This window comes from Microbacterium sp. SS28, assembly GCF_022761035.1.
GTDB lineage: Bacteria > Actinomycetota > Actinomycetes > Actinomycetales > Microbacteriaceae > Microbacterium.
In genome coordinates this window covers 255,328-272,757 of the sequence record NZ_JAKWJP010000006.1, presented here as the reverse complement: position 1 = coordinate 272,757, position 17,430 = coordinate 255,328, and the positions used below count along the sequence as shown (strand labels likewise).

The following is a 17,430-nucleotide window of genomic DNA, read 5'->3' as shown; positions in this document are numbered from 1 at the left end:
TCCCTATCGTGTCACACCCGCTCGGGACGTTCGGCGGCTCCACAGGCGGGGCGGCGGCTGGTATCAGGAAGCGTCGACTAGTCTGTGGAAGAGTGCGCCTTGGGGAAGGAAGCGGCCGCGAGCCGCGGTCACTCGGGGCTGGACGATAGGACGAACGCACGCGATGACTTCACGGATCCTGGTGGTCGACGACGACACCGCCCTTGCCGAGATGATCGGCATCGTGCTGCGCACGGAGGGATTCGAGACGGCCTTCTGCGCCGACGGAGCGAAGGCCGTCGACGCGTGGCGCGACGAGCGCCCCGATCTCGTGCTGCTCGACCTCATGCTCCCCGGCATCGACGGGATCGAGGTGTGCACGCGGATCCGCCAGGAGAGCGGCATCCCGATCATCATGCTGACGGCGCGCACCGACACGGCGGATGTCGTGAAGGGGCTGGAATCCGGAGCCGACGACTACATCGTCAAGCCCTTCAACCCGAAGGAGCTCGTCGCCCGGATCCGCACGCGGCTGCGCCCCGCATCCCAGCCGGCGAACGACACGCTGCGGATCGGCGACCTGACCGTCGACGTCGCGGCGCACGAGGTCCGGCGCGGCGACGATCCGATCGCGCTCACGCCGCTCGAGTTCGAGCTGCTCGTCGCGCTCGCCTCCAAGCCGCAGCAGGTCTTCTCGCGCGAGATGCTGCTCGAGCAGGTCTGGGGCTACCACTACAAGGCCGACACGCGGCTCGTGAACGTGCACGTGCAGCGCCTGCGCGCGAAGGTCGAGCTCGACCCCGACAACCCCAAGATCGTCACGACGGTCCGCGGAGTGGGCTACCGGGCCGGCGCGGTCGTGTGAGGCCATCGTGACGTCGGCGCGCGCGACGACGGCCACGACCTCCGGCCGGGCCTTCGGCGGCTGGCGCGAATGGCGCGGGTGGCCCGACGACCTCACGCAGCTGTGGCGCCGGTCGCTGCGGTTCCGGATCGTCCTCGTGACGATCGGACTCACCGCGGTCGCGGTGCTCATCGCGTGCGTGTGGATGGCGCTCGTCATCCAGAACGACCTCTTCGTCTCGCGGCGGGAGCAGGTGCTCGCCGACGCGCGCCGCGCGACGACGGCGGCGCAGCAGACGCTCGACAACGCGGCGGTGCAGACGGGCGACAGCGTGCAGCTGCAGAGCCTCATGAACAGCGTCCTGGCGATCCTCGTGCAGCAGTCCTCGACCGACATGATCGCGGCGGCGCGCATCGACCGCACGGCGCCTCAGGCGCCACAGGACTTCACGGTCGGCGGCTTCGACGAGGCGCTCATCACGGAGGGCATGCGCGTCGCGGTGCGCTCCAACGCCGTGCCGCAGTGGTGGCAGTCGGTCGGGCTGCCGCTCGAGAGCGGCGGGACGATGCCGGGCATCCTCGTCGGCCAGCAGCTCGTCCTCCCCGACGTCGGCGCGTACGAGCTGTACTTCGCGTACGACCTCGGCAGTGCGGCCCAGACGCTCGCCTTCATCCAGGGCATCCTGTGGGTCGTCGGGATCGGCTTGATCGTGCTGATCGGCGGGATCGCGTGGTTCGTGCTGCGCTCGGTCACGACTCCTATCAGCGAGGCGGCCGAGACGAGCGAGCGGCTCGCGGCGGGCGAGCTCACGGTGCGCCTCCCCGTGCACGGCGAGGACGAGCTCGCGACCCTCGGCCGATCGTTCAACGCGATGGCCGACAGCATCGAGTCGCAGATCAAGGAGCTCGCCGACCTGTCCCTCGTGCAGCAGAGATTCGTGTCGGATGTCTCGCACGAGCTGCGCACGCCGCTCACGACGATCCGCCTCGCGGCCGACATGATCAACGACCAGCGCGACGAGTTCGATCCCGCGACGGCGCGTGCCGCCGAGCTGCTCAACGCGCAGGTGCAGAGATTCGAGACCCTCCTCACTGATCTGCTCGAGATCAGCCGCTACGACGCGGGCTCGGTGCAGCTCGAGCTCGAGCCCACGAGCCTCGCCTCCCTCGCGGAGGACGTCATCGCCTCGATGCACACCCTCGCTGAGCAGCACGGCACCGATGTCCGCCTCGTGGCACCCGGCGGCTACACCCCCGTCGACATGGACCCGCGCCGCATCCGCCGGATCGTGCGCAATCTTCTCGGCAACGCGATCGAGCACGGCGAGCGCAGGCCGCTCGTTGTGACGGTCGACAGCAATCAGCAGGCCGTCGCGCTCAGTGTCCGCGACTTCGGGCTCGGCATGCGGCCCGAGGAGGTCGAGCACGTCTTCGACCGCTTCTGGCGCGCCGACCCCTCGCGCACGCGCACGATCGGCGGCACGGGACTCGGGCTGTCGATCGCTCTGGGCGACGCGCGGCTGCACGGCGGCGAGCTCGCCGTGTGGTCCGAGCCCGGCCGGGGCTCGCACTTCGTGCTGACGCTGCCGCGCGGCGGCGGCCGGCTCACGGCTCCGTCGCCGATCCGCCTCGAGCCCGACACTGACGCGCCCGACGAACTGGGGCGCACGCAGCCGATCGTGCTGCCGAGCGAGACCGCCTCCGGGCGAGGTGTGTCGTGATCCGGCGGCGCGGCAGGGTCGCCGCCGTCCTCGTCGCCGCAGCCCTCGTCCTCGCGGGCTGCGCGGGCCTGCCTACGACGGGTCCCGTCACCCCCGGGATGCCCGCCGACGCCGAGGCGGGCGAGCCCGACTTCGCCTTCAAGCCCGACAGCCCCCAGCCCGGGGCGACGCCCGAGGAGATCGTGGACGGCTTCATCCGCGCGGGCACGGGACCCGGCAGCGACGGCCGCTGGGAGGTCGCGCGGGAGTACCTCGCGCCGGACACTCCGTGGGATCCCAACGCCGGGGTGACGGTCGACCGGCCGGGCGATCGCATCTTCTCCGAGCCCGCCGAGGGTGAGGTCGTGCTGACCCTCGCGCCCGTCGCGAACATCGACGACATCGGCGCGTATTCGCCCGCCGAGGAGCTCTCGGCCGACCTGCCTTTCCAGCTCGCCCTGCAGAGCGACGGCGAGTGGCGCATCACCGAGGCGCCCGACGGGCTCGTCCTGGACACGTCGCAGTTCTCGACGGTCTTCCGGCGCGCATCGCTCATGTACTTCGACTCGACGTGGACCTTCCTGGTGCCCGACATCCGCTGGTTCCCCGCGATCAACGCGGCGACCTACATCGCCGACGCGCTCGTCGACAAGCCCCCCGCTCCGTGGCTCGCGGCCTCCGTGCGGACGGCCTTCCCAGAAGCGGTGACGCTGCGCCCTTCGGTCCCCGTCGAGGAGGGGGTCGCCGAGGTCGTCCTCGACGCGGCGGCGCTCGAAGTGAGTCCCGACATCCTCTCGCGCATGCAGGCGCAGCTGACGGCGAGCCTTCGGACGGCGGGGAACGTCTCGACTGTCGAGATGTGGGCGGGCACGACTCCCCTCGACGTCGAGCCCGCCGCGACCCGGTCGACGCGCGTCAACTCGCTGCCGCTCGTCCGCACCGACGACAGCTTCGGGTTCCTCAGCGGCGACCAGGTCGACACGATCGAGCTGACGCCCGCGATCATGCAGGTCGACGCCGCCGCGATCCAGGTCTCGCCCGACCGCGACTTCGCCGCCGTGCGCACGACGGGCGGCGCCGTCGTCCGCGTCGAGACCGACGGCGATGTGCTCGAGTTCGATCAGCGCGCGGGGCTCATCGACCCGACCGTCGATCCGTCGGGATACAGCTGGAGCGTCCCGCGCGACGCGCCGGGCCAGCTCGCCGCCTTCGCGGCGGGGAGCGAGCAGATCGCGATCGCGGGCGCCTGGCCCGAGGCGACGCAGGTCGCCGCGATGTCGCTTTCGCGCGACGGGACGCGCCTGGCCGCCATCGTCGTGTCGGGGGGTCGCGCGTCCGTGCAGATCTCGGGCGTCATCCGCGATGGGAACGGCGTGCCCTCGGCCCTCGGCGAGCCCTCGCTCGTGCTCGCGACCCTGCCCGCGCAGGCGACGTCGGTCGCGTGGGTCGACGATGTCACGGTGGGCGTGCTCACCGGCGTGGGGGACGAGTCCGAGCTCGTCGAACTCCTCGTGGGCGGCCCCGCCATCACGACGGACGCCCCGGCGTCGTCGGCGCAGCTGGCGGGCTCTCAGGGTACGTGGCGCGTCAAGGACGCCGACGGCGGGCTCTTCTCGAAGCGGGGTGCGACGTGGCCGCAGACCTCCGCGGGGATCCTCGTGCTCGCGACGCAGCAGGGATCGCCGCAGTGACCCGGCACCGCCGCGACTGAGGACGACGGGCGGGATGCCGCATCCCGTCCGTCGTCGTCTCCCCAGCGGCGGCGCCGGCCCATTCCGTCCACGGTTCCCGCGCACTCCGCGCGCTCGTCAGAGGGCCGGGGGATCCTCGGGCATGCCCGTGCTGCCCCGCTCGGTCGGCGAAGCCCTCGCCGACGCCCTCGCCCTCGTCATCCCCGTCGACTGCGCGGGCTGCGACGAGCCCGACACCGTCCTGTGCGATCCGTGCCGTCGGCTCCTGCAGCCCGCGCCCCACCGCCGCACGGTCGGAGGCGACGCGGTGTGGAGCGGCCTCGCGTTCGAGGGCGTGACCGCCCGCATCATCCGCGCCCTCAAGCAGGACGGGCGCACGGGCCTCGCACGCGATCTCGCCCCTGCGCTCGCCGCGGCGGTCCGCGCGTCGTCCGCGGGCGCGCCGGTCGTCGTCGTCCCCGTGCCCACCTCGCGCGCGGCCTTCCGACGTCGCGGCTATCGCGTGCCGGATCTCATCGCGCGCCGCGCGGGGCTCGAGGTCGTGCCGCTGCTCGCTCCCGCGCGTACGACGGCCGATCAGCGCGGCCTCGGCCGCGACGCGCGCCGCCGCAACGTGGCGGGCGCGTTCCGCGTCCGTGGCGCGCCTGCCCCCGGCATCCGGATCCTCGTCGTCGACGACGTCCTGACGACCGGAGCGACCCTCGCAGAGGCGGCGCGCACGCTTCGCGACGGGGGACTCGAGGTCGTCGGCTGCGCCGTCGTCGCCGCGACCCCTCTTCGTGGAAGAAGAGGTGAATGAACGGAAACTCACAGGTGACAGGGAGGGGGTGCCGGGATAGCGTGGGAGGTCCAAGGCGACTGAAGGTCCGCCCTTGACCCGGGCGGACCGGTACAAGGAGGTCAAGGATGGAAACCAGCATCGTCGGCGTGGGAGTGGGGATCACGGATCGCTTCCGGACGGTCGTCGAAGAGAAGGCCCTCCGCATAGATCACCTCGCGCCCCGCGCTCAGCGCGTGGACGTCAAGGTCACGCATCGCGCCTATCACAACGGGCGCGTCGAAGACGACACGGTCGAGCTCACGCTCACCGGAAAGGGGCCCATCGTCCGCGCTGAGGCGACGGACGGCGACAAGTTCGCAGCGCTCGACCTCGCGGTCGACAAGCTGTGCGAGCAGCTGCGCCGCGCGAAGGACAAGCGCGTCGATTCCCGCAACCACCCGCGGGGCGCGAAGTTCGAGAAGGAGAGCGGCGCCCTGCAGGGCATCGACATCCAGCCGGCGTCCGTCGAGGTCCTCCATGCGGTCGCGACCGGGGCGATCCCCGTCATCGCGACGGACGCCGCCGAGGACGACTACACGCCCGTCGTCATCCGGCAGAAGAGCTTCGACCCCGAATGGATGACGGTCGAGGAGGCCGTCGACCGCATGGAGCTCGTCGGCCACGACTTCTTCCTGTTCATCGACGCCCGCAGTGACCACCCGAGCGTCGTGTACCGGCGCAAGGGCTGGGACTACGGCGTCATCGCGCTGTCGACGCAGGCCGCCCCTGCGGAGCTGGCTTCGTAGCAGACACGAAGAAGGGACGGGATGCCGCGGCCGCGACATCCCGTCCCTTTTCTCGTGTGGGGGGAGGGGGAGGGGGCGTCAGTCGAACATGCCGTCCAGGAGGCCGCCGATCACGAGGCCGCCGAGGACGCCCGTCATGATGTCGCCCCCGCCGCCGCCGCGTCCGCCGCGCCCGCCCCAGCCGCTCTGACCCTGGCCCCACGAGCCGCCGGCCGGGTCGCCCCAGCCCTGCGGTCGGTACTGGTCGATGTCCCGCTGCGCGAGCTGCAGCGCCTCGCTCGCGAGGAACGCGGCACGGCGCGCGACGGCCATGGCCTGCTCGCGCGAGTCCTCGGGGATCGAGATCGCGGCTGCCGCGGACGTGCCGAGGAAGCGGTCGAGGTCGACGCGGATGCGCTCCGCCTCGGCGAGGCGGGTGCGGGCGTCCGCGCCGATCCAGCCGCGATGCCCCGCGATGACGTCGCGCGCGACCGCGAGCTGCCGGTCGGCGTCGTCGATCGCGTGACGCACGTGGGCGAAGTCCGGGATGACGCGCGCGGCGCGCTCGCGGGCGGCATCGATCGCGGCATCCAGCCCCGCGTTGGCCTCGCGCAGACGCGTGAGCTGCGCGAACGGGTCGGTGTTGACGCCGGCGGCGGGCAGGGCCGCGAGTGCGCTCTCGAGCTCGCGGACGGCCTCGAGCACGGCGGGGACCTGCGGCGCCTGCCGCGCTGCAACGAGATCGCCGCGGGAGTCCTCGACGATCGCCGCCAGGGTCGACTCGGCGCGCAGCGCCTCGACCTCGAACGTCTCGACGGCCTCGAGCAGCGTCCCCGCGCGGCGCACCGCCTCAGTCGCCGCTTCGAGCGCGAGGTTCGCCTGCTCGCGCTGCTCGGCGTCGCGCCGGCGCTCCGAGACGCCGGCGCTGTGCTCGGCGAAGCTCAGCAGCTGCTCGGCCTCGGCCGGGTTCGCCTCGATCTGCCGCAGCGCGTCGGTCGAGTAGCGGGAGCTCAGGCGGCCGAGCGTGTCGCGCGCCTGGGGGACGAGCGCGCGCAGGCGCGCGGCATCCGTCCGCACTCCCGCGATGATCTCGGGGGCCCGGCGCGCGCGCGCGATGCGGGCGGCGAGCGCCTCGGTGCGGTCGTCGAGGAGCTCTTCGGCCCACTCGCACAGCTGCACGATCCGCGCATTGCGCGTCCGGAGCTCTTCGGGGGTGTCGGGGATCTCGTCGTGGTTGAGCTGGTGCAGGTGGAACGCCTCGCCGAGGTGCTGCCGCACGGCCTCGAGGGCATCGCGGAGGTCCTTGGTCGCGTCCGGGCCCAGCTCGGCGTCTGCGAAGACGAGTTCGTCGTTCGTCACGCGGATCCGCTCGTCCGCCGCCACGAGCGCGGCGCGGGCCCGCCGCGCGAGGTCGGCGTCCTGAGCTTCGACTTCATCGCGGTCGCGCTTGCGCTTTCCCCAGAATCCGGCCATGACTCGATCCTATTTCGCGGCGCTCGGCACTCGGCTCCGCGAGCGAACACCCGGAACGGGTGAGCGGAACGCGCGGGCCACTGGCGGCGCGCACCCGCGTAGCACCACAATTTCGGCTACTCCGTCGCGATCGGCACCCGCCGGCCGAACCGGACCCTCATCCTGGCTCTCTGAGCCAACCCGGCGCCCAGCTTGGAGCGCCCTCGCCGAATCGGAGGCCGCCATGCCCTTCCCGAAAGCGCTCATCCCCGTCTCGCTGCGCGGTTACAAGGCAGCGTGGTTCGGCCCCGACATCCTCGCGGGCGTGACGCTCGCAGCCGTCGCGATCCCCGAGGTCATGGGATACACCTCGATCTCGCAGACTCCCATCGTGACGGGCCTGTACACGATCCTGCTTCCGCTCGCAGCCTTCGCGCTGCTCGGCTCGTCGAAGCTCCTGGTGGTGGGAGGCGACTCCGCGACGGCCGCGATCCTCGCGGCGGGGCTTGCGGGGGCGGGCATCGCGGGACTCCAGCCCGAGTCCCCGCAGTGGGTCGCGCTGTGCGGGCTCACGGCGCTCATCACGGGGGTCATCCTCCTGATCGCCCGGCTGCTGCGGCTCGGATTCCTCGGTGACTTCCTCTCGGCATCCGTCCTGATCGGCTTCCTGACGGGTGTCGGCGTCCAGGTCGCGACGGGCCAGATCCCCGACATCCTGGGCGTGCCCAAGGGCAGCGGCAACTGGTTCCAGCAGCAGTGGGCCTGGATGAGCGACCTCGGCGCCGTCTCGTGGCCGACGCTCGCGTACGGGGCCGCGACGATCGGCATCATCTTCGCATTCAAGGCGTTCCTTCCCAAGATCCCCGGCGCGATCGTCGCGGTCGTGGGTCTGCTGACGCTCGCGACGCTGACGGATGCCTCGTCCTACGGCGTCGAGGTCGTCGGCGCCATCCAGGGCGGCCTGCCGCCCATCGGGCTGCCGCAGGGGATCGAGCTCTCCGACATCGCGGCGCTCCTGCCGACCGCGTTCTCGTGCTTCTTCATCGTGATCGCGCAGAGCGCCGCGACGTCTCGGAGCTTCGCGCTCAAGCACGGCGACCGCGCCGACGTGAACCGCGACATCATCGGCCTCTCCGCCGCGAACATCGCTGCGGGGCTCAGCGGAACGTTCGTCGTGAACGGGTCGCCGACGAAGACGCAGATCCTCGACGGCGTGAAGGGACGCACGCAGGTCGCGAACCTCGTCGTCGTGCTCGTGACCCTCATCGTGCTGCTGTTCCTCACGGATCTGCTGACCGATCTTCCCAAGGCGGTCCTGGGCGGTGTCGTCTTCGTGATCGGTCTCGAGCTCATCGACGTCAAGGGCCTCGTGCGCGTGTCGCGGCGTCGCCCGCGCGAACTCGTCATTGCGATCATCACGGCGTTCACCGTCGTCGTCGTGGGCGTCGGAGCGGGCATCGTGCTGGCCCTCGTGCTGTCGCTGCTCGACGTCATCGAGCGTCAGTACAAGGCACGCGCCCTCGTCGTCGAGCCGAACCCCGGCGGGGGCTACACCTATGAGGACGCGGCACCGGGGACCCAGAGCGCGCCGGGCCTCATCGTCTTCCGCTTCGACGCAGACCTGTTCTTCGCGAACGCGAGCGGATTCACCGACAGGGTCGAGGCGCTCGTCTCGTCGGCGCCCGACCCCGTGCGGTGGTTCATCCTGGACTGCACGAGCATCCCGGACGTCGACTACTCCGCGGGTCAGAGCCTCGCCGACGTCACGGACTATCTGCACAAGCGCGACATCCACGTGATCCTCGCGCGTCCCGAGAAGCAGCTGCTCGAGACGTTCGAGCGCTACGACCTCATGGAGCGGATCAGCCCCCAGCACATCTTCGACGACCTCGACAAGGCCATCGCCGCCTTCCCGGCGGCCGCGAACTAGCCCTCAGGCGAGGGCCTTGACGACGGGCCTCAGGCGGCGGATGCCTCGGCCCGGACGGGCCGCCCCCGCTTGGGCCGCTCGTCCGAGAGCTCGAGAGCGAATGCGTTCGCGGGCTGATCCGCGAGGCGCTGCTCGGCGTGGTCGAGCCAGCGCAGCTCGGCCTCGGCCGCGAACACGAGCGCGTCCACGACGAGTGCGCCGGCAAGCCCTTCCGGGCCGCCCTGCTCGGTGCGCGCCGTGCGTGTGAGGGCCGCGAGGCGCGCGGCCGACACGGTCCGCTGCGCGCGGACGAGCGCGCGGGCGTCCACGCCGGGAAGCGTCGCGGCGACCGCGAGCTTGACGGCCAGCTCGTCGCGCGTCGCACTCGGGCGCTCGACGGGGGCGCCCAGCCACCGCTGCACGTCGGCTCTGCCGGCATCCGTGATCTGCCAGTAGACATGACCCTGCTCGTCGGTGTCGCCCTTCGCGGCGAGCCCGTCGCGCTCGAGCCGATCGAGCGTGTTGTAGATCTGACCGACGTTGAGGGGCCAGGTGCCGCCCGTCCGCCGCTCGAACTCGGCCCGCAGCTGGTAGCCGTAGCACGGCCCCTGGTCGAGGATCGCGAGCAGGCTCTGGCGCACCGACATGTCATCTCCTTCTGCATACCCGGTATGCACTTGCGAGCCTAGAGAACGCCGACGACGGCGGGCGGATGCCTCGCCGGGCGGCGCCCGCACGCGCTCGGGGGGTCAGAACCTCAGCGCGTCGATGACCTTCGACCGCACCGCGACGAGCGCGGGGATGAATCCCGCCAGGGCGCCGATGGCCACGGCGGCGACGAGCCCGACGACAGCAGCGCGCAGCGGGAACGGCGGGACGTCCTGAAGGTTTCCGAACATCTGCAGGACGAAGGGAGCGCGCATGATCGCGACGGCGATCGCGATGCCGACGATCCCCGCGACGGCGGTCGCGACGACGGATTCGAGGAGCACGGCGGTGAAGATGCGTCCACCCGTCGCGCCGAAGCTCCGGCGCACCCCGATCTCGCGGATGCGCTGCTGCATCGCGACGAGTTGGATGTTGACCAGGCCGAGCCCGCCGAGCAGCAGCACGAGACCCGCGATGGCGCCCGTGATGAGCTCGAACATGAGCGCCGCGCTCTCCATGTCGGGCCGCGAGCCCCAGTCGGTGCGCGAGACCGACACGTCTACACCCTCGAGTCCGGCGCGCAGATCCATCGCGAGCACCGGGCCGATGTCGGCGACCCGGTCCTCGGGCACCCACATCTCCCACAGGACGAAGGCCTCCTGGGGGAAGCTGTCGACCTCGCTCGCATAGCTGTCGAACATCATCGTGACGAGCTTCTCCTCGTCGCCGACGTACTGGCGCGGCGTGACCCCCACGACGGAGTACGCCCCCGCGAGCCCGCCCTGCAGAGTGATCGCGAAGGTGCCGAGCGCGGGCCGGCCGAAGGTGTCCCACATGGCTTCCGTGATGACGACGGGCGGCGCGAGCAGCTCTTCGTCGCCCGCGCGGAACCATCGTCCCTCGAGGAGCGCGGAGCGGTGGATCAGGGGGTGCGCGGGGTCCACGAGTCGCAGGGTCACGGGCTGCACCTGCTGCGGGGTCTGGACCTCTGCCGAGAGTCCGTCGACGACGCGCGTGCGGTGCGAGAACGCGAAGCGCTCGCTGACGCGATCGACCCGCTCGTCGAAGGCGAGCCAGTCCATGGGCATGCCGTCGTTCGCGAAGGCCGACACAGAGACCGTCGCGAGACGCCCGCCGTAGCGATCGGACTGCTCGGCCTGCACCTGGCGCTGATACTCGCCGAGCGCGACGACGGCCGCGATGGCACCGACCGACACCGCGATGCCGATGAGGCTCAGCAGCACGCGGAGCTTGTGGTGGCGAAGCTCGGACCATGCGTCGGTGAGCGCGCCCAAGAAGCCGCTCACGCGCCGTCCTCCGCGCCTGCGATCGCCTCGGCAGACAAGGCCGACACCGATCCGAGCGCCGTCTCGCGGAACGCCGCTTCGAGCTGGACGGGGGAGAGGATGCCGTCCTCCAGCCGATAGTGCCGTCGAGCCCGCGCGGCGACGTGCACGTCGTGCGTGATCGTGACGAGTGCGGCATCCGCCTCGGATGCGACGTCGTCGAGCAGCGTCATGACGTTCGTCCCGGTTTCGACGTCGAGGGCGCCGGTGGGCTCGTCGGCGAGGATGAGGGCGGGGCGCCGGACGAGGGCGCGCGCGATCGCGACACGCTGCTGCTCGCCTCCCGACAGCTGCTCCGGCGGCGAGTCGAGGCGGTGCGAGAGGCCGACGCGGTCGAGCATCTCGGCCGCGACGCGATTGCGCGTCCAGTACGCGCGGCCCGACGCGTAGCTGAGGGGCATCGCGACGTTCTCGAGAGCCGATCGCCCCGCGAGCAGGTTGAACTGCTGGAAGACGAAGCCGACGTTGCGCCCGCGCAGCCGGTCGAGCTTCGCGGGACCCATGCGGCCGACCGGCTCGCCGCGGAACGCGACGGATCCCGACGACGGGGCGTCCAGCATCCCGAGGATGTTCAGCAGCGTCGACTTTCCCGACCCGCTGCGCCCCACGATCGAGACGTGGTCGCCCGCTGCGACGTCGAGATCGACGCCGCGGAGGATGTCGAGCCGCGTGTCATCGGGAAGCAGGACGTGTTTGGTGACGGCCTCGAGGAGGACGAGCGTCACCAGCTCCACCCCGGCTCTTCGCACATCTGCCCGCCCATGCCGTCGTCGTAGCAGACCGGCTCGGTCTGCGCCGCAAGCCCGGGGACGAACTGCCGGATCTGCTCGCCCTCGGCGAGTCCCTCGGTCACTTCGACGATCGCGCCGTCGGTCACGCCGAGGGCGATCGTGCGCTCTTCGAGCTCCGACCCGTCGCCCGCGTCGACCCAGACGACGCCGGTCCCGGCGCCGCCCCGCACCGCCGTCGTAGGCACGACGAGCGCGCCCGTCACGGTGCCGATGTCGATGCCGAGCTGCGCCTGGAGGCCTGCGAACACGACCTGGTCGGCGGGCACGGCGCAGACGACGCTCGTCGTGCCGTCTTCCGCGACCTGCACTTTGAGGCCCGTGCACGTGAAGGGGGCGGGACCGCCCTGGATCGTGACGGAGCCCTCCGTCGGCGCGCCCAGGAGCCGGTACAGCTGCACGGGCTCGACGGTGCTGAGGACGTGATAGCGCGCGGGTGTGAGCGTCATGAGCTCTGCGCCGACCGAGACCGGCTGGCCCTTCACAACTGAGATCTCGCTCACCTCGCCGGCTTCCGGGGCGAGGACGTCGATGTTCTTGACGGGGTAGGTCTGCTTGATCGTCACGAGGACCTGGCCCGCGGCCACGGTCTGCCCCTCCCCGACGTGCACGACGGTCACGGCACCGTCGATCTCGGACTTGAGGGGGTACGCGGCATCCCGAGCGATCGTCCCCGGGAGTGTCAGCGCGTTGACGACGTCGCTGCGATCGACCGTGACGACGGTGTCGGAGATCTGCGCCGACGGTTCGACGACCGCCTCCGCCTCGTCCGGGAAGAAGGCGACCTTCACGAGTGCCGCGGCGATCGCGCCGAAGATCAGGACCATGAGGATCGGGAAGATCCACCGACGCCAGACGACCATGACATCCTCTCCGGCGCACGCGCCAGGCTCTCCGGCGCATGGCGCGCCGTCCTTTCGAACCTACCCACCGAGCCTCGCGGACACGCCCGTCGATCGCCCGTTCAGGGTCATATCAGGGTTGTGTCAGGGATGCCCCGATCGTCTCGCGTCTGCGCACTTCTCCACAGCCCGTTCCAAGGTCACGGGCGGGTAACATGGGCAGATATGCCTGGGCGCTGGGGCGCGCGGGCGGCACCGGCGCCTTCCCGCGCCGGACCCGACAGATGGAGACACTTCGTGGCCAACGCTTTCGAGAAACTGCTTCGTGCCGGCGAGGGCCGTATCCTCCGGCGCCTGCAGCAGGTCGTGAAGGCCGTCAACGCGCTCGAGGACGACTACGCGCAGCTCACCGACGACGAGTTGCGCGGCGAGACCGCCGAGCTGCGCGCGCGGCACGAGGCGGGCGCGACGCTCGACCAGCTCATGCCGGAGGCCTTCGCGGCCGTCCGCGAAGCCGCCAAGCGCACGCTCGGCCAGCGCCACTACGACGTCCAGATCATGGGCGGCGCAGCCCTGCACCTGGGCAACATCGCCGAGATGAAGACCGGTGAGGGCAAGACGCTCGTCGCGACGCTCCCCGCCTACCTCAACGCGATCGCGGGCAAGGGCGTCCACGTCATCACGGTCAACGACTTCCTCGCGTCGTACCAGGCCGACCTCATGGGCCGCATCTACCGCACGCTCGGCATGACGACGGGCACGATCGTCGCGGGGCAGACGCCCGCCGTCCGCCGCGAGCAGTACAACGCCGACATCACGTATGGAACGAACAACGAGTTCGGCTTCGACTACCTGCGCGACAACATGGCCTGGCGCAAGGAGGACCTCGTCCAGCGCGGTCACTTCTTCTCGATCGTCGACGAGGTGGACTCGATCCTCATCGACGAGGCGCGCACGCCGCTCATCATCTCGGGCCCCTCGTCGGGCGAGGCGAACCGCTGGTTCGTCGAGTTCGCCAAGATCGCCAAGACCCTCGAGGTCGGCGTCGACTACGAGGTCGACGAGAAGAAGCGCACGATCGGCGTCCTCGAGCCCGGCATCGAGAAGGTCGAGGACTACCTCGGCATCGACAACCTCTACGAGTCGGCGAACACGCCGCTCATCTCGTTCCTCAACAACTCGATCAAGGCGCTCGCCCTGTTCAAGCGCGACACCGACTACGTCGTCATGAACGACGAGGTCATGATCGTCGACGAGCACACCGGCCGCATCCTCGTCGGCCGTCGCTACAACGAGGGCATCCACCAGGCGATCGAGGCGAAGGAGGCTGTGCCGGTCAAGGCCGAGAACCAGACGCTCGCGACCGTCACGCTGCAGAACTACTTCCGCCTCTACGAAAAGCTCTCGGGCATGACGGGCACGGCCGAGACCGAGGCCGCCGAGTTCATGTCGACCTACCAGCTCGGCGTCGTGCCGATCCCGACGAACCGGCCCATGGTCCGCAAGGACCAGCCCGACCTCGTCTACAAGAACGAGCAGGCCAAGTTCGCGCAGGTCGTGGAAGACATCGCGGAGCGCCACGCGACGGGCCAGCCCGTCCTCGTCGGCACCGTGAGCGTCGAGAAGAGCGAGTACCTCTCGCGGCTCCTCGCGAAGAAGGGCATCAAGCACGAGGTCCTCAACGCGAAGAACCACGCGCGAGAGGCCGAGATCGTCGCGCGCGCGGGCCGCCTCGGCGCCGTCACCGTCGCCACGAACATGGCCGGCCGAGGCACGGATATCATGCTCGGCGGCAACGCCGAGTTCCTCGCCGTGCAGGAGATGAAGGCCAAGGGCCTCGACCCCGTCGAGACGCCCGACGAGTACGAGGCCGAATGGGATGCCGTCTACGAGGGCATGCGCGACGCGGTGGCCGGCGAGGCCGACGACGTCGTGAAGGCCGGCGGTCTCTACGTGCTCGGCACGGAGCGCCACGAATCGCGCCGCATCGACAACCAGCTGCGCGGTCGCTCGGGCCGTCAGGGAGACCCCGGCGAGAGCCGCTTCTACCTGTCGCTGACCGACGACCTCATGCGCCTGTTCCAGTCCGGTGCGGCCGAGGCGATCCTCGCGCGCACGAACTTCCCCGACGACGTCGCGATCGAGTCGTCGATGGTCTCGCGGGCCATCAAGAGCGCGCAGTCGCAGGTCGAGGCGCGCAACGCCGAGATCCGCAAGAACGTCCTCAAGTACGACGACGTCCTCAACCGCCAGCGCGAGGCGATCTACTCCGACCGCCGGCACATGCTGCAGGGCGACGACATCGCCGACCGCGTGCAGCACTTCATCGAGGACGCCATCGAGGCCGTCGTCGAGGACCACACCTCGACGGGTCACACCGAGAGTTGGGACTTCGACGCCCTCTGGACCGAGCTCAAGACGCTCTACCCCGTCTCGGTGACGATCGACGAGGTCGTCGCCGAGGCCGGCAACAAGGGCCGCATCACGCCCGAGGTGCTCAAGCGCGAGCTCATCTCGGACGCGCGCATCGCCTACAGCGCGCGTGAGGAGGGCCTGGGCGGCGCCGCGACGCGCGAGCTCGAGCGCCGCGTCGTCCTGCAGGTGCTCGACCGCCGCTGGCGCGACCACCTCTATGAGATGGACTACCTCAAGGACGGCATCGGCCTGCGTGCCATGGCCCAGCGCGACCCGCTGATCGAGTATCAGCGCGAGGGCTACCAGATGTTCCAGGCCATGATGGGGCAGATCAAGGAGGAGTCGGTCGGCTACCTCTACAACCTCGAGGTCGAGGTGCGTCGTGCCGACGGCGAGGCCGCAGAGGTCGACGCCAAGGGGCTCGGCGCGACGCCGATCGAGGGCCAGCGTCTGCAGTACTCCGCGGCGAACGACGCCGGCGAGGTCGAGGTTCGCAACGAGCGCGGCCAGGTGCAGCAGTCGGCGACCAACCGCCTGCGACAGGCCGCCGCCGCAGCATCCGCCGCTCCCGCCGCGCCTGCGCAGCAGGCGGAGGCTCCGCGTGGGGCGTTCGGGCAGAAGACGGATGCCGCGGCCCCCGCCGCCGCGCCGCAGAACCGCGCCCAGCGCCGGGCCGCCGAGAAGAAATGACGCGACCGGGGTCATCCCCGGCGCTACCCCACACGTCGCTTCGCGACGCGCGGGGCCCCTCGCGCCGGGGGCTCGTCGAGCGAAGCACGCGTTGACGCGGGTCGGGTCAGGTTGAGTAGCCCCGCGAAGCGGCGCGTATCGAAACCTTGCGCGGGTCGACGCCGCGCCCGCGGCGTCGACCCGCTGAGCATCCCGAGCCCGTGGAGGGCCGGAGTGCCGCCGTGCCCGCATGCGGCGGGTCCGGGCCACCCGTCGTGCGTTGGCCCGATGCGCCCACGGCTATTCTGATCCGATGAGCCCGACCGCCAACCTCCGAACGCTCGATCAGTCGAGCAAGCTGAAGAACGTCCTCTACGAGATCCGGGGGCAGGCCCTCGTCGAGGCCGATCGGCTCGAGGCCGAGGGCCACACGGTCCTCAAGCTCAACACGGGCAACCCCGCGACGTTCGGCTTCGAGGCGCCGTTCCAGATCGTGCGCGACATGATCGAGGCGATGCCGTACGCGCACGGCTACAGCGACAGCCGCGGCATCGCGTCGGCGCGCCGTGCCGTCGTCTACCGCTACGAAGAGGTCCCCGGCTTCCCCAAGGTCGACCCCGATGACGTGTTCCTCGGCAACGGGGTCTCCGAGCTCATCACGATGACGATGCAGGCCCTCCTCGACGAGGGCGACGAAGTCCTCATCCCGGCGCCCGACTATCCGCTGTGGACGGCGATGACGAGCCTCGGCGGCGGCACGCCCGTGCACTACGTGTGCGACAGCGAGAACGGCTGGCAGCCCGACCTCGACGACATCCGCGCGAAGGTCACGCCCCGGACGAAGGCGATCGTCGTCATCAACCCGAACAACCCGACGGGCGCCGTCTACACGCGCGAGGTGCTCGAGGGCATCGCCGACATCGCACGGGAGCACTCGCTCCTGCTGCTGTCGGACGAGATCTACGACCGCATCCTCTTCGACGACTCCGAGCACATCCCCACCGCGGCCATCGCGCCCGACCTCCTATGCTTCACGTTCAACGGGCTCTCCAAGACGTATCGCGTCGCGGGCTACCGCTCGGGCTGGCTCGCCATCACGGGCCCCAAGAAGCACGCCGCGGGACTGCTCGAAGGCATCATGCTCCTCGCCTCGACGCGGCTGTGCCCCAACGTCCCGGCGCAGCACGCCGTGCAGGCCGCGCTGTCGGGCGTCCAGTCGATCGACGCGCTCATCGCGCCGACGGGACGACTGCACGAGCAGCGGGATGCCGCGTGGCAGGGCCTCGAGGCGATCCCCGGTGTCTCGTGCGCGAAGCCGCAGGGTGCGCTCTATGCCTTCCCCCGCCTCGATCCGAACGTCTACGAGATCCGGGACGACCAGAAGCTCGTACTCGACTTCCTCATGGCCGAGCACGTGCTGCTCGTGCCGGGGACGGGCTTCAACTGGCCGACGCCGGATCATCTGCGCATCGTGACGCTGCCCGAGGCGCGCGTCCTGACCGAGGCGATCGAGCGGCTCGGCAACTTCCTCTCGTCGTACCGGCAGTAGGTCCGGCCCCGGCCGGAGCGGGCGCAGTGCCGCCGGGCCGATGCGCGGCATCCG

13 protein-coding genes are annotated in these 17,430 nt (G+C 70.8%); 8 read left to right on the top strand and 5 right to left on the bottom strand.

Annotated elements, in window-relative coordinates; translation table 11 throughout:
• Positions 1–163 precede the first annotated feature (163 nt).
• From mtrA to hpf, 5 genes are all read left to right on the top strand, one after another.
• Complete coding sequence (mtrA, locus tag MJ607_RS17775) at positions 164–844, top strand: MtrAB system response regulator MtrA (RefSeq protein WP_243076947.1); 681 nt, start codon at positions 164–166, stop codon at positions 842–844.
• Positions 845–851: 7 nt separating this feature from the next.
• On the top strand, positions 852–2,543 hold the full coding sequence (mtrB, locus tag MJ607_RS17770; protein WP_243076946.1) for an MtrAB system histidine kinase MtrB: 1,692 nt from the start codon (positions 852–854) through the stop codon (positions 2,541–2,543).
• Positions 2,540–4,213 carry a GerMN domain-containing protein gene (locus MJ607_RS20275; protein WP_243076945.1) on the top strand — a complete coding sequence of 558 codons (1,674 nt, stop codon included), beginning with the start codon at positions 2,540–2,542 and terminating at the stop codon, positions 4,211–4,213. The genes mtrB and MJ607_RS20275 overlap by 4 nt, the downstream gene beginning before the upstream one ends.
• Positions 4,214–4,355: 142 nt before the next feature.
• The gene (locus tag MJ607_RS17760) at positions 4,356–5,012 is read left to right on the top strand and encodes a ComF family protein (RefSeq protein ID WP_243076944.1); all 657 of its coding nucleotides are present in this window, start codon (positions 4,356–4,358) and stop codon (positions 5,010–5,012) included.
• A gap of 107 nt (positions 5,013–5,119) precedes the next feature.
• On the top strand, positions 5,120–5,779 hold the full coding sequence (hpf, locus tag MJ607_RS17755) for a ribosome hibernation-promoting factor, HPF/YfiA family (RefSeq protein WP_243076943.1): 660 nt from the start codon (positions 5,120–5,122) through the stop codon (positions 5,777–5,779).
• A gap of 78 nt (positions 5,780–5,857) precedes the next feature.
• On the opposite strand, the gene MJ607_RS17750 is transcribed toward hpf, so the two are convergent.
• The gene (locus MJ607_RS17750) at positions 5,858–7,231 is read right to left on the bottom strand and encodes a hypothetical protein (protein WP_243076942.1); all 1,374 of its coding nucleotides are present in this window, start codon (positions 7,229–7,231) and stop codon (positions 5,858–5,860) included.
• 223 nt (positions 7,232–7,454) lie between these two features.
• Between MJ607_RS17750 and MJ607_RS17745 the strand changes: the two genes are divergently transcribed.
• A complete protein-coding gene (locus MJ607_RS17745) occupies positions 7,455–9,140 on the top strand; it encodes a SulP family inorganic anion transporter (protein ID WP_243076941.1) in 1,686 nt (561 codons plus the stop codon).
• Between the two features lie 29 nt (positions 9,141–9,169).
• Here MJ607_RS17745 and MJ607_RS17740 read toward each other — a convergent pair whose 3' ends face one another.
• The 4 genes from MJ607_RS17740 to MJ607_RS17725 form a co-directional block, all read right to left on the bottom strand.
• Entirely contained in the window at positions 9,170–9,766 is a 597-nt protein-coding gene (locus MJ607_RS17740) for a PadR family transcriptional regulator (protein WP_243076940.1), read from the bottom strand.
• 102 nt (positions 9,767–9,868) lie between these two features.
• Positions 9,869–11,074 (bottom strand): ABC transporter permease, encoded by a 1,206-nt coding sequence (locus MJ607_RS17735; protein WP_243076939.1) that lies wholly within the window; start codon positions 11,072–11,074, stop codon positions 9,869–9,871.
• Complete coding sequence (locus MJ607_RS17730) at positions 11,071–11,838, bottom strand: ABC transporter ATP-binding protein (RefSeq protein WP_243076938.1); 768 nt, start codon at positions 11,836–11,838, stop codon at positions 11,071–11,073. The genes MJ607_RS17735 and MJ607_RS17730 overlap by 4 nt, the downstream gene beginning before the upstream one ends.
• Entirely contained in the window at positions 11,835–12,764 is a 930-nt protein-coding gene (locus MJ607_RS17725; RefSeq protein ID WP_243076937.1) for an efflux RND transporter periplasmic adaptor subunit, read from the bottom strand. The genes MJ607_RS17730 and MJ607_RS17725 overlap by 4 nt, the downstream gene beginning before the upstream one ends.
• Before the next feature lie 276 nt (positions 12,765–13,040).
• Here MJ607_RS17725 and secA point away from each other — a divergent pair, with 276 nt between their 5' ends.
• Both secA and MJ607_RS17715 read left to right on the top strand, forming a co-directional pair.
• The gene (gene secA, locus MJ607_RS17720) at positions 13,041–15,848 is read left to right on the top strand and encodes a preprotein translocase subunit SecA (protein ID WP_243076936.1); all 2,808 of its coding nucleotides are present in this window, start codon (positions 13,041–13,043) and stop codon (positions 15,846–15,848) included.
• A gap of 292 nt (positions 15,849–16,140) precedes the next feature.
• Positions 16,141–17,376 (top strand): pyridoxal phosphate-dependent aminotransferase, encoded by a 1,236-nt coding sequence (locus MJ607_RS17715; protein WP_243076935.1) that lies wholly within the window; start codon positions 16,141–16,143, stop codon positions 17,374–17,376.
• The last annotated feature ends 54 nt before the right edge of the window (positions 17,377–17,430 follow it).

Coding starts and splice junctions, on each gene's coding strand:
- MJ607_RS17760 (WP_243076944.1), top strand. CDS start 4,356: ATGCCCGTGCTGCCCCGCTCGGTCGGCGAAGCCCTCGCCGACGCCCTC.
- MJ607_RS17715 (WP_243076935.1), top strand. CDS start 16,141: ATGAGCCCGACCGCCAACCTCCGAACGCTCGATCAGTCGAGCAAGCTG.
- MJ607_RS17750 (WP_243076942.1), bottom strand. CDS start 7,231: ATGGCCGGATTCTGGGGAAAGCGCAAGCGCGACCGCGATGAAGTCGAA.
- MJ607_RS17725 (WP_243076937.1), bottom strand. CDS start 12,764: ATGGTCGTCTGGCGTCGGTGGATCTTCCCGATCCTCATGGTCCTGATC.
- MJ607_RS17745 (WP_243076941.1), top strand. CDS start 7,455: ATGCCCTTCCCGAAAGCGCTCATCCCCGTCTCGCTGCGCGGTTACAAG.
- MJ607_RS17740 (WP_243076940.1), bottom strand. CDS start 9,766: ATGTCGGTGCGCCAGAGCCTGCTCGCGATCCTCGACCAGGGGCCGTGC.
- mtrA (WP_243076947.1), top strand. CDS start 164: ATGACTTCACGGATCCTGGTGGTCGACGACGACACCGCCCTTGCCGAG.
- hpf (WP_243076943.1), top strand. CDS start 5,120: ATGGAAACCAGCATCGTCGGCGTGGGAGTGGGGATCACGGATCGCTTC.